This is a genomic window from Sinomicrobium endophyticum (assembly GCF_052983315.1).
The window spans coordinates 75,356-88,040 of sequence record NZ_JBRKIS010000026.1; the positions used below are offsets into that span (position 1 = coordinate 75,356).

At 43.6% G+C, this 12,685-nt stretch carries 9 protein-coding genes; 8 read left to right on the forward strand and 1 reads right to left on the reverse strand.

Going from position 1 to position 12,685, the window contains the following annotated elements; genetic code table 11:
* Positions 1-118: 118 nt before the first annotated feature.
* The 8 genes from rpsB to ACVBDU_RS11240 all read left to right on the forward strand — a co-directional run bounded on the left by rpsB (position 119) and on the right by ACVBDU_RS11240 (position 11,188).
* Complete coding sequence (gene rpsB, locus ACVBDU_RS11205) at positions 119-949, forward strand: 30S ribosomal protein S2 (protein ID WP_447179841.1); 831 nt, start codon at positions 119-121, stop codon at positions 947-949.
* Positions 950-1,054: 105 nt separating this feature from the next.
* The gene (gene tsf / locus ACVBDU_RS11210; RefSeq protein WP_447179842.1) at positions 1,055-1,879 is read left to right on the forward strand and encodes a translation elongation factor Ts; all 825 of its coding nucleotides are present in this window, start codon (positions 1,055-1,057) and stop codon (positions 1,877-1,879) included.
* A gap of 142 nt (positions 1,880-2,021) precedes the next feature.
* On the forward strand, positions 2,022-2,729 hold the full coding sequence (gene pyrH / locus ACVBDU_RS11215) for a UMP kinase (protein ID WP_447179843.1): 708 nt from the start codon (positions 2,022-2,024) through the stop codon (positions 2,727-2,729).
* A 38-nt stretch (positions 2,730-2,767) separates the two neighbouring features.
* A complete protein-coding gene (gene frr, locus ACVBDU_RS11220) occupies positions 2,768-3,325 on the forward strand; it encodes a ribosome recycling factor (RefSeq protein ID WP_447179844.1) in 558 nt (185 codons plus the stop codon).
* A 121-nt stretch (positions 3,326-3,446) separates the two neighbouring features.
* The gene (locus ACVBDU_RS11225; protein WP_447179845.1) at positions 3,447-5,972 is read left to right on the forward strand and encodes a DUF5686 and carboxypeptidase-like regulatory domain-containing protein; all 2,526 of its coding nucleotides are present in this window, start codon (positions 3,447-3,449) and stop codon (positions 5,970-5,972) included.
* Between the two features lie 94 nt (positions 5,973-6,066).
* The gene (locus ACVBDU_RS11230; RefSeq protein ID WP_447179846.1) at positions 6,067-8,454 is read left to right on the forward strand and encodes an efflux RND transporter permease subunit; all 2,388 of its coding nucleotides are present in this window, start codon (positions 6,067-6,069) and stop codon (positions 8,452-8,454) included.
* A gap of 319 nt (positions 8,455-8,773) precedes the next feature.
* Positions 8,774-10,207 (forward strand): asparagine--tRNA ligase, encoded by a 1,434-nt coding sequence (gene asnS, locus ACVBDU_RS11235; protein ID WP_447179847.1) that lies wholly within the window; start codon positions 8,774-8,776, stop codon positions 10,205-10,207.
* Between the two features lie 216 nt (positions 10,208-10,423).
* A complete protein-coding gene (locus ACVBDU_RS11240) occupies positions 10,424-11,188 on the forward strand; it encodes a hypothetical protein (RefSeq protein ID WP_447179848.1) in 765 nt (254 codons plus the stop codon).
* 258 nt (positions 11,189-11,446) lie between these two features.
* On the opposite strand, the gene ACVBDU_RS11245 is transcribed toward ACVBDU_RS11240, so the two are convergent.
* A partial coding sequence (locus ACVBDU_RS11245) for an IS1380 family transposase (RefSeq protein WP_447178411.1) occupies positions 11,447-12,685 on the reverse strand: 1,239 nt, incomplete at its 5' end.

The following is a 12,685-nucleotide window of genomic DNA, read 5'->3' on the forward strand; positions in this document are numbered from 1 at the left end:
ATGTTGTCGTTGTCCCGGACGAACAAATCGGGAAATTAGTTTAGCATCCAAATGACGGAGGCCTCATACCGAGCCACTTCAGCATTGCTAACTCAACGGAACGTAAACTATTACTAAAATGGCAAGTAAAATAGACGTAAAAGATTTATTAGAAGCAGGTGTACACTTCGGACACCTCACCAGGAAATGGAATCCTAACATGGCTCCTTATATTTATATGGAGCGCAACGGGATCCACGTTATTAACCTGTACAAAACCGCTGCAAAAATCGATGAGGCCGGAGAAGCCCTTAAGAAAATAGCAGCTTCAGGCCGAAAAATACTTTTCGTAGCCACCAAAAAACAGGCAAAAGACATCGTTGCTGAAAAAGCAGGTGCTGTTAATATGCCTTACATCACAGAAAGATGGCCCGGCGGAATGCTCACTAACTTTGTGACTATCCGTAAAGCTGTTAAGAAGATGGCTTCCATCGACAAGATGAAAAAAGATGGTACGTTCAACACCCTCTCCAAAAAAGAACGTTTACAGGTAGATCGTTTAAGAGCTAAGTTAGAGAAACAACTTGGTTCTATTGCAGACATGACACGTCTTCCCGGAGCACTGTTTATCGTGGACACCATGCGTGAGCACATTGCTGTGAAAGAAGCGCAGAAATTAAACATTCCAATATTCGCAATGGTTGACACCAACTCCGATCCCCGTGATGTGGACTACGTGATCCCCTCAAATGACGATGCTTCCAAATCCATAGAAAAAGTTCTTTCGCACGTAACAGCTGCTGTTGCCGAAGGGCTTTCCGAAAGAAAAACGGAAAGAGCTGAAAAAGAAGCTCCCAAAACCGACAAAGACTCTTCACAAAATGAAGAGGCCCAGGTTCAGGTAACGGAAGAAGCAAAAGCAACGGAAGAAGTAAAAGCAGAGGCGACAGAAAGCAACAACGAAAATTAAACCTAAATTAATATTGAGGTGCCGACCACATAATGTCAAAACAATACATTTGTACAGGGCTTATTTGGTCGGCTCTTTAATATTACTCAAATAAAAAGATAAAAAATGGCAAACATCACAGCCGCAGAAGTTAATAAATTAAGACAAGCTACCGGTGCCGGTATGATGGACTGTAAAAAGGCGTTGGTAGAAGCTGAAGGCGATTTTGACAAAGCGATAGAAATACTTCGCAAAAAAGGACAAAAAGTAGCAGCTAACCGTGCAGACAGAGAGTCTACTGAAGGTGCTGTTATTGCCAAAGTAAACGACGGCGCTACTCAAGGTGTAATCGTTTCCCTGAATTGTGAAACCGACTTTGTCGCCAAAAACGATTCTTTTGTAAAACTGGCTACGGACCTGGCTGAGATGGCTCTGAATTACGCCTCTAAAGAAGAACTGCTCAAAGCAGATTACAACGGTATCACCGTAGAGGAAAAGCTTACAGAACAAACCGGTGTGATCGGTGAGAAAATTGAGATCGGCGGATTCGAATCTATCCAGGCACCCTTTGTAGGGTCTTACATCCATGCCGGGAACAAAATCGCTACCATAGTAGGTTTGTCAGCTAATGTAGATGGCGCTGAAGAAGCTGCCAAAAACGTAGCTATGCAGGCTGCAGCGATGAACCCTATTGCTCTTGACGACGCAGGTGTAGACCAGTCCGTGATCGACAAAGAGATCGAGATTGCAAAAGATCAGCTCCGCGCAGAAGGAAAACCGGAAGCTATGCTTGAAAATATCGCCAAAGGAAAACTCAAGCGTTTCTTTAAAGACAATACCCTGGTAAACCAGGATTATATAAAAGACAACAAAGTAAGTGTTGCCGCTTACGTAAAATCCGTTAACGGCGACCTTACCGTAACAGGATTCAAAAGGGTTGCTTTAGGATAAGCAGTTAATCCTACCTTATTTAAAAGCCGTATTCCGACATATCAGAATACGGCTTTTTTTATGTTCGTTTTTTCCCTTTTAATTTTCCACTTTCTTAATTTGAGATTATCCTTATATTTGCACACAACACATCCGAAAAACTATGCAATACAAGAGAATCCTCCTCAAACTAAGTGGCGAGGCCCTAATGGGAGAACGACAATACGGAATAGACCCTAAGCGCCTTGCGGAATACGCGACAGACATCAAAGAAATAGTAGACAAAGGCGTGGAAGTCGCCATCGTAATAGGAGGAGGTAATATTTTCCGGGGAGTAGCGGGAGCAAGTAACGGCATGGACCGTGTACAGGGCGATCACATGGGAATGCTGGCAACCGTTATTAACGGACTCGCATTACAGAGTGCACTGGAAAATACCGGAATACAGACCAGGCTCCAATCCGCTATCAAAATTAACGAAGTTGCAGAGCCTTTTATTCGCCGAAGAGCCATCCGACACCTGGAAAAAGGAAGAGTGGTGATCTTCGGGGGCGGAACCGGAAACCCTTATTTCACTACAGACTCCGCAGCAGTACTGCGTGCTATTGAAATAGAAGCCAATGTAATACTCAAAGGCACCAGAGTAGATGGTATTTATACCTCAGACCCGGAAAAAGACAAAAGCGCAACCAAGTTCGATTTTATCTCTTTTGACGACGTACTGAAAAAAGGACTGAAAGTTATGGACACCACTGCCTTTACCCTAAGCCAGGAAAACGAGTTACCTATTATTGTCTTTGATATGAATAAAAGAGGGAATCTCTGTAAAGTGGTTTCCGGTGAAAATGTAGGAACCAAGGTTAACCTGTAACCATCCGAAAGCATTACAACCAAATAAAATCAACAATCATGAATGAAGAGATCGATTTTATACTAGACGGTGCCAAAGAAGCCATGGACGGCGCCATAGCTCACCTCGAAAAAGAGTTTGTCAATATCCGGGCCGGCAAAGCAAGCCCTGCCATGGTAGGAAGTGTATTTGTAGATTATTACGGATCACAGACTCCCCTGGGCCAGGTAGCTAATGTAAGCACTCCCGATGCGAGAACCATCTCCATACAGCCGTGGGAAAAAAGCATGCTTCAGACCATCGAAAAAGCTATCATCGTGGCGAATATAGGATTTAATCCCATGAACAACGGCGAAACCATCATTATTAATGTACCTCCCTTAACCGAAGAAAGAAGGCGGGACCTCGTAAAACAGGCCAAAGGTGAAGCCGAAGATGCCAAAGTGAGTATAAGAGGAGCAAGACAAGATGCCAATAAGGATGTAAAAAAACTGGAAGAAGCTTCGGAAGACCTGAAGAAAAATGCCGAAGTGGACATACAGGAACTAACGGACGGCTACATCAAAAAAGTAGACGATCTCCTCACCGTAAAGGAAAAGGAAATTATGACGGTATAAATATCTCGCTATCGTGAGTTAAACTTCCTATAATTTTTTTAAGTGCCCGCATATTACGGGCATTTTTTTTGTAACATTACCGTCTTTAATCCGTTATGAGACATATAAAGATCTTTAATTAATGAAAAAGCAGCTACTCCTCTTTTTTGTTTTTGTTATTCCTGCCTTCTGTTTTTCTCAGGAAATTATTTCAGGCATAGTACGCGACCAGGCAACCGGGGCACCCCTGCCCTTTGCCAATGTACTTACCAACACCGGCGAAGGCACTATAACCAATGCAGACGGAAAGTTTGAAATAAGCAATCGTACAGGGGAAATACGCAGCCTCATCTTTTCTTACATAGGCTATCTCGAAAAAACGACGGATATAGAGAAAGACAAATCTTTTTACACCGTAACCCTTATCGGAAAACCGGAAAAACTCCGCGAGGTGGTAGTTACGGGAGGAGAAAACCCCGCCGTTCAGATTATCCGGGAAACCATACGAAAGAGAGCAGTTAACGATCCGGAAAGAGTACTGAACAGCTTTAAATATGATGCATACAACAAACTTCTGATCACAGCTAACCCCGATTCCATAAACGGTACGATAGATTCCGTATTCAACAAGACCAGGGGACGAAAAGAATTTGAGAAGCTGGACTCTACCAACTACCAGTTAAAAAAACAATTATCCCGGTCCCATCTTTATATTTCCGAAAAAGTATCCGAATATACTTTTAACCGGCAAAAGGGCAAAAGAGAAACCGTACTGGCTGCTAAAATGGCCGGTTTTAAAGAACCCGTTTACGAATTTCTCGCTTTGCAGATGCAATCCTTTTCCTTTTACCAGAACAAATACACTATTTTCGGATCGGACTACCCGGGTCCCGTCGGAAGCGGCGCCCTGGCAGCATATCACTACAGAATACTGGATACGGTACCCAATGAAGGCAATAAGAGACCGGCTTACATGATCTATTATTACCCGAAGGGCAAAGCCAAAACCGCAACAATGGAAGGCGTATTGTATATAGATACGGAATCTTACGCCCTGCAAAAAGCCATTGCTCAATTAAAGGCGGTTATCGATATCAGCGCCTCCCAGACTTTTGAATATTTTCCCGAAGAAGACATCTGGTTCCCTTCCTCCAAACAAATGAAGATCGTCCGCGGCGAAAACGAAGATGCCATCTCGCTTATGGGAGCTTCCATTACCGGACCGGAAGACAAGCACGAAGATTCTACTTCCGTATCCACAAGCCAGGACCTCTCCAAGATCATGCACTTTATAAACAGGGAGGAAAACTTTGATATTTCCCTGAATACACCTGTAGAGATCAAAGGCAGAGGTATTGCCATGGAAATCGTTGATGATGCACATCACAAAAGTGAAGAGTTCTGGAATTCTTACCGGACATCTCTCCTGACGGAAAGAGGTAAGAAAACCTATACTATGGTAGATAGCATGGCAGACGCCAATAATATTGAGCGAAAAATTAACCTGGCAAGGAAGTTACTCATAGGCTACTATCCATTGAAATATGTAGACCTGGACCTGCGGTACCTGTTAAAATACAACAATTACGAAGGCTTCCGGCTGGGAATAGGAGCCATAACCAATACGGATTTTTCATCGAAATACCGCCTGCAGGCCTACAGTGTTTACGGCACCAAAGACAAAAGGATGAAGTTTGGTGTCGGCGCAGCGGCAAGACTTGCCAAAATAACCAACACCTGGATAGGAACTTCTTATATGGACGACCTTGTGGAAACCGGAAGCGCAGAATTCATCAATGAAGCCAGAAGCTTTTCCTTGTTCGAACCCCGTCTATTCAACATAACCATGTTCCACAAAACCCGTAGGACCAGTGCATTCCTGGAACACGATATTACTGCAAAGATCGGTGCCAAACTACAGTTTAGCCAGAGCAATATTATTCCGACATACAACTACCTTTACGTTCATGACGGTACATCGTACTACGATTTTAAACTTTCCGAAGCTACCCTGGCTTTACAATGGGCCCCTTTCAGCCGTTATATGCAAACCAGGCATGGCAAAGCAACCATGCGAAACAGCTATCCTAATTTCACTTTTCAGGCAACACGCAGTTTTCGGAATATACTGGAAGGCGATTTTGAGTTTACAAAGCTGGACTTCCGGGGTATGCACCAGATCGTACACCCCAACCGCACCGTTACCAGTTTCCTCGTCAAAGGAGGGTTGGCTTACGGAGATATTCCGATTACCCACCTGTATAATGCCTCACCGAACCAGCCCCAGGGAGATGCCATACTGCATCGGTTTGCCGTTGCGGGGCGGAATAGTTTCGAGACCATGTATTTCAATGAATTCTTTTCGGACCGTTATGTTATGGTTCAGCTAAAACATCAATCCAACAGGTTTAAACTGATCGGAAAAATAAGACCGGACTTCACCCTGATATCCCGATTTGCCATAGGAAGTATAACCCATTCGGAAAAACATATAGGACTGAATTTCAAATCTCTGAACAAAGGCTATCTGGAAAGCGGTTTCGAATTAAATAAAATATTCAAAGGATTTGGCCTCAGCGCCATGTACCGTTACGGCCCCTACCGACTGCCACATTTTGATGACAACATTTCTTTTAAATTCACATATTACATGAGCTTAGGCTTTTAAGCGGGTAAAAATCACCCCGTACGTCCGTTTCTAACAAAAACTTAAGAGGCTATTCTACACTAATTTCTTACCTTTGCCGAGTTAAAAAAACGAGATGGTCGCTTGGATACGGAAAGGCTTTTGGGAAAGGGTCGCACGAATAATTCTACGAAACAGGATTTTTATACTTCTTTTAATTGCCGGTATTACCGTTTTTCTTGCGTCACAGTGGGAAAACATGCGCTTTACGTATACCGAAGCCAACCTTTTGCCCGATCATCACCCGGTGAATGTCGAATATAATCGATTTCTGGAGACATTCGGAGAAGAAGGCAACCTGATCGTTCTGGCCGTAAAAGACCCCGCCCTGTTTACCCCGAACAACTTTAACCTGTGGAACAAACTGAGTAAGCAACTCAATGCCTTTCCGGAGGTAGACCTGGTCATTTCCACGGATAATCTGAAAGAGCTGGTTAAGAATACGGAAGAAGAGCAATTCGAATTAAAGCCTTTCCTGGATCACGAACCCGAATCCGAAGCGGCCATAGATACCCTTAAAAACCATCTCTTCCACGAGCTTCCCTTTTACGAAAGCCTTTTATTCAATAAAGAAACCGAAACTATTCGCACCGCGGTATATCTCGACAAGGAAATTGTAAACACCCCGGTACGGAAAGATTTTATTTTCAACGACTTCATACCTCTCATCGAAAAATTCGAGAGCAATACCGGCTTAAAGGTTCATGTTTCCGGAATGCCGTATATACGGACATTAAATTCTCAGAACATCATAGACGAGATCGGTGGTTTTATTCTCGCAGCATTAGGGGTGACATCGCTTATTTTCTTTTTCTTCTTCCGTTCGTTCCGTGCAACGCTAATTTCCATGGTGGTAGTTATCATTGGTGTTATGTGGGCTTTTGGTATTCTGGGGCTGCTCCATTACGAAATAACCGTGCTCACCGCACTTATCCCTCCCCTGATCATTGTTATCGGTATCCCTAACTGTATTTTCCTTATCAATAAATATCAGCAGGAAGTAAAAAAACACGGCAACCAGGCAAAATCACTTCAAAGGGTAATATCCAAAATAGGGAATGCCACCTTAATGACCAACGCCACTACCGCCGTAGGTTTCGCTTCTTTTATCGTAACGGAAAGCAAACTTCTTAAAGAATTCGGTATTGTAGCCTCTATAAATATACTGGCAATATTTGTCCTGTCTCTTCTCATTATTCCTATTATATACAGTTTCATGTCCTTACCTAAAAAGAGACACCTGAAACACCTGAACAAGCGCTGGATAGGCGGATTCGTGAACTGGATGGAAAAGACAGTCAAATACCGCCGTATCGAAATAAGCGTATGTTCTCTTATACTTCTGGTTGCCAGTATTATCGGAATTTACCAGATCCGTATATCCGGAAGCATAATAGAAGACATGCCCAAAAGCACCGGTTTTTTTGACGATATACGCTTCTTTGAAAAGGAATTTGACGGTATCATGCCGCTGGAGGTCATGATAAACACCAAGCGCAAGAACGGGGTTATGAAACTGCCTACACTCCGAAGGATGGACGAACTGGAAGACCTGATAAGGGATATTCCGGGACTTTCCAAACCCATATCGGTAGTCAACCTGGTAAAATATTCCAAACAGGCTTATTACAACGGCAATCCCGCATATTATCAACTTCCTTCAAACCAGGAAAATAACTTTATCCTTTCCTATGCCAAAAAGTCCTCGGACAGTGCAAACCTGTTGCGAAGTTTTGTGGACTCCACAGGACAGATAGCCCGTATCACTACATTTATGCAGGATATGGGAACGGATGAAATGGAGGATGTACAAAACCGGTTATGGACAACCATACACAAGGTTTTCCCGGAAGACAGATACGACGTCAGCATGACAGGAAAAGCCCTTGTTTTTATGAAAGGCACCAAATACCTGGTAAAAAACCTTATTATTTCCCTAGCCCTGGCTGTGCTTTTGATCGCCATTTTTATGGCATATATGTTCCGTTCTTTCAAAATGATTATCGTATCCCTGATACCTAACCTGTTCCCCCTTGTCATTACTGCCGGGGTTATGGGATTTCTGGGTATTCCGATAAAACCGTCTACCATACTGGTGTTCAGTATTGCCTTTGGTATATCGGTCGACGACACCATTCATTTTCTTGCCAAATACCGGCAGGAACTGGTAAGCAATGGCTGGAAAATACGAAAATCGGTCTTTGCCGCACTGCGTGAAACCGGGGTGAGCATGTTTTACACTTCCATTGTTCTCTTCTTCGGTTTTTCCGTCTTTACGACGTCCAGTTTCGGCGGTACCGTAGCACTTGGGGGACTGGTTTCCTCGACCCTGTTGTTTGCCATGCTGTCCAACCTTATACTACTCCCTTCCCTCCTGCTGTCCCTGGAAAAAAGCATCGCCAACAAACAGGTCTTAAAAGAACCTAATATCGATGTCCTGACGGAAGATGATGAGGAAAAATAAAAAACCTGCCGGATAGAACCCCGATTTTTCACAATCAGAGTGGGACCGACAGGCTCTTATGGTTTCCCCAAACCTACTTATCCTAATTGCATTAATACCAGGTATTAATTGCGATTCAAAAATACGGTTGTCAGCAATAGGAAATAAGGGGAAAAATCCCCTTTTTGTTTTTTGTTATCCCCGGACATTCTTTAAAAAAACACCTATATTTGCCAACTGATATTAAACACATCACGTGTTTTTCCCGGCTGACTTCCGGTGTCCGGCAGTCATTGAAGCCCGGTAAAAAACATATCATTTATCAAGAAGATTAAAAAAAATGAAGGTGTACAGTGTAAAAGACCTGCTTGTTGAGGATCTGCTATTACAGGAAGTAAGTGTAAAGGGATGGGTAAGAACATTCCGGAGCAACCGTTTCGTCGCTTTGAATGACGGTTCTACCATTCATAACATTCAATGTGTTGTAGATTTTGAAAACACTTCCGAAGATGTCCTGAAACGTATTACAACGGGGGCAGCCATCCGGATCAAAGGAACCCTTGTGGAAAGTTCCGGAAAGGGACAGAAAGTAGAGATTCAGGCAAATCAACTGGAAATCCTGGGAGATTCGCATCCGGAAGAATACCCTATTCAGCCTAAAAAACATTCCCTGGAATTTCTCAGGGAGAAAGCACATCTGCGTACACGGACCAGTACTTTCAGTGCGGTAATGCGGGTACGGTCGGCACTGTCCTTTGCGGTACATCAGTACTTTCAGAACAACGGATTTAACTACGTGAACACTCCTATCATAACCGGAAGCGATGCGGAAGGTGCCGGAGAAATGTTCCGGGTAACTACCCTCGATGCCAAAAATCCTCCGTTGCAGGAAGACGGCAGCGTAAATTACAAAGAAGACTTTTTCGGCAAAGAGACCAACCTCACTGTTTCCGGACAACTGGAAGCCGAGGCTTATGCCATGTCTCTCGGCAAGGTATATACCTTCGGCCCTACTTTCCGTGCCGAAAACTCCAACACTTCCAGGCATCTTGCGGAATTCTGGATGATAGAACCCGAGGTGGCCTTTATGGATCTCGACGGGGACATGGACCTGGCAGAAGACTTTATAAAGTATGTAATCCGCTATGCTTTGGAAAACTGCAAAGACGATCTGGAATTCCTGGAGAAACGTCTTTTGGATGAAGAAAAAACCAAACCACAGAACGAAAGAAGCGATATGCCCCTTACGGAAAAGCTTCGCTTTATTCTCGATAATAACTTTAAAAGGGTAAGCTATACCGAGGCCATTGATATCCTCAGGGATTCAAAACCCAACAAAAAGAAAAAATTCCAGTACATCATTGAAGAATGGGGCGCCGACCTGCAAAGTGAACACGAACGGTTCCTGGTGGAAAAACACTTCAAATGCCCGGTAATCCTGTTTGACTACCCTGCCAAGATCAAGGCTTTCTACATGCGCCTGAACGATGATGGCAAGACGGTACGGGCCATGGACATCCTGTTTCCCGGTATCGGAGAGATCGTAGGCGGGTCTCAAAGGGAAGAACGCTATGATGTACTCCTGGAAAAAGTAAAAGCCATGGGCATAGACGAAAAAGAGCTTTGGTGGTACCTGGATCTCAGAAAATACGGCACCGCTGTTCACAGTGGTTTCGGGCTCGGTTTTGAGCGGCTCGTATTGTTCGCCACAGGCATGACCAACATACGGGACGTTATCCCTTTCCCGAGAACACCACAAAACGCAGAATTTTAAGATTTTTATTATACATCCCGGTCCGGAATAATCCGAACCGGGATTCTGTTTACCTCCTTCCGGCATATTCCTATTGCTATATTTACTTCCCGGAAAACACCCGGTTACTTTCGCATATCAGAATAACACCATATTTTGTCCTGAATTTCCTGACTTCGACGTATTGCGAATATATTTTAGTTATATTTACACCACCAAATCTTTAAAACTTTACGCATGATCTTCCGTACTATCCCGTTGAGGCCATTTGCAGCCCTGTTTATTGCTATTCTTTGTGCTGCCTGTAGCAGTGATGATGATTCGATTCCGGAGCCGGAACTGACCTTTGAGGAGCTCTACTACCTGTCCATTTCCGACGCCATGGTTACCGAAGAAGATGAGATCATCGATTCGTTATGGGCCATAACCCCGGAAAATGAAGGTCTTCAACGGAAAACTATCGATGGTCATAACTATGTGTTAATGGCAAGTTTCCATAAATACCCTTCCAGTTATCCTGCCGGGGATTCGATTACCAACACCTGGGGAGAATCCTGGTTATTTATTCCCGGTCAGATGAAATCGCGTATAAAGAATGATTTCACCCAAAGTTCGGATACCATAATGCGTATTTGCCAGGTTCTGGGGCTTCCCCCGGCCGATGAAAACAGCAATACCCACATCAGCACCCTATGGGTACGCTCCGAAAACCTCTACCGTCCTGCCGGTAATCCGGACATCAGCACTACCACAACAGGATCTGCTCTCGCAGACAATGTAGCGGACACTTATTCTTCCTGGTTTAACGACTATATAATTTTTGCATATTACCGTACACTCACCAGCGAAACCGACCGACATTATCCCTGGACACGTCTCGGATATACATATGACTGGTCTCCCGAAACCGAAGAAGTTGGATTAAGCGAATTCGTACTGTCCTCAGGTTCGGGCATCTGGGTGGAAGAAACATCGGCAGCCAGTGATTTCTTTATAAATTGATTTTCCTCCGGTACAGAATTCCGGAGCATCAATCAACTACCCCGGGGCAATCCCGATAATCCCGATAACTCCTAAAATCCGCATGTCTATAGTAAATCATTACCCCCCGTTTTGATTTTGGTGCTTTAAGGATTAAACGTTGCTTTTTTTGTAGGTTTCCGATATCTTTTTAAATGTTGGGGCATACTTCCCCTGTTAAAGTTTTTATACTTTCTCTGTGGAGGTCATTATTTTACGGAGCGTTTTTGTTTTTGCCAGCTAAGTTTTTAAGGGCATATTTCCATAAACCCTGAGGGATACTTGTCTGGAACGTTTTATCCATTTTGATGGCAGGAGGATAAACCTAAAAAGGAATTTTTTAACACGATAGCAAGGCTTTAGTGTTTTGTATTTGGAGGAAAAGCATTCCATGATATGATGGTAAAGGTTGCGGCAGATTGCTGTTAAATATAAAAAAACGGTATTCTTGCCCAAGGCGGAGAAAGGCATCCCGTCCCACCCGAAATCGTTCTTGAGGATATCAAACTGACGCTCCATGTTCCCCCTGTGATTGTAGAGCCGAACCAGTTCGGTGATATGGAGTTCAAGGTTATTGGTGAGTATGGCGCGGTATTGATAAGCATCCCCGGTAAAAGCATCGGTTTGTTTTGTAGGTTTGAACGACCGCTTGACCACCAGTCTGTATTGGACAGGTTTTTCCCCGGCCTTTTTGGCCTGTTGTTCGAATGGGGTCACTAAAACCTGTCCAATTTCCATAACGTTATTATTGGCATCCGATATGGTGTCCCAACTTTCTACTTTTTTGAAATATTTTTCCACATAACTGTTTTTACAGCCAATGTAAAAGTACCTTACCTTTTGTTGCACTAATTTCACAACATCATATTGATAGGAAGCAGCATCGGCCCTGAAGTGGTCAATTTTACGGTCTATATTAGCTTCCAACAAATGGAACAGGCGAGATAATGTATCCCACTGAAAGGACTTTGCGTCACTGTTCCCGTTCCTGTTTTCTATGTAAAGGACCTGGTTCTCATTAATGGTGCAGACCCCGGGTTGATACCCCGGGGCACGCTTATAGGTCATTTTACTATCCTTTTTTTTATTGAAAATGATGGTATTGTCATAATCCACCAGGAGTTCCTTTTGTTTAAAAACACCCAAATGTTTCAATACCTCCATGTTCAATTGCCCCAAGACCGAGTGGGTGCTGTATGTGTGAAGTACAGAACCTCTTTTGGTCTTACATTGGGCAGTGGGTTCGGATAAATTACCTATACGCCGTAGCATCGTGTCGGAACTAGGCATATTCAGGTAAGGATTGCCTTTGAAATGATGTTTAAGATGGGTTTGAAGATCCTCGATACAGTCGCCACCACATAAGTAAATGCTTAGCAATGAATACAAGACATCGCTCCAGGAATATTTGGATTGGGGCGCAAGCTCTGGCAGGTTATTATCCAATAATTTACCTATACCGGATGCCGAGAGATACTC

Excerpts from the sequence above, each read along its gene's own strand:
- rpsB (WP_447179841.1), top strand. The coding sequence starts at position 119 with ATGGCAAGTAAAATAGACGTAAAAGATTTATTAGAAGCAGGTGTACAC.
- tsf (WP_447179842.1), top strand. The coding sequence starts at position 1,055 with ATGGCAAACATCACAGCCGCAGAAGTTAATAAATTAAGACAAGCTACC.
- pyrH (WP_447179843.1), top strand. The coding sequence starts at position 2,022 with ATGCAATACAAGAGAATCCTCCTCAAACTAAGTGGCGAGGCCCTAATG.
- frr (WP_447179844.1), top strand. The coding sequence starts at position 2,768 with ATGAATGAAGAGATCGATTTTATACTAGACGGTGCCAAAGAAGCCATG.
- ACVBDU_RS11225 (WP_447179845.1), top strand. The coding sequence starts at position 3,447 with ATGAAAAAGCAGCTACTCCTCTTTTTTGTTTTTGTTATTCCTGCCTTC.
- ACVBDU_RS11230 (WP_447179846.1), top strand. The coding sequence starts at position 6,067 with ATGGTCGCTTGGATACGGAAAGGCTTTTGGGAAAGGGTCGCACGAATA.
- asnS (WP_447179847.1), top strand. The coding sequence starts at position 8,774 with ATGAAGGTGTACAGTGTAAAAGACCTGCTTGTTGAGGATCTGCTATTA.
- ACVBDU_RS11240 (WP_447179848.1), top strand. The coding sequence starts at position 10,424 with ATGATCTTCCGTACTATCCCGTTGAGGCCATTTGCAGCCCTGTTTATT.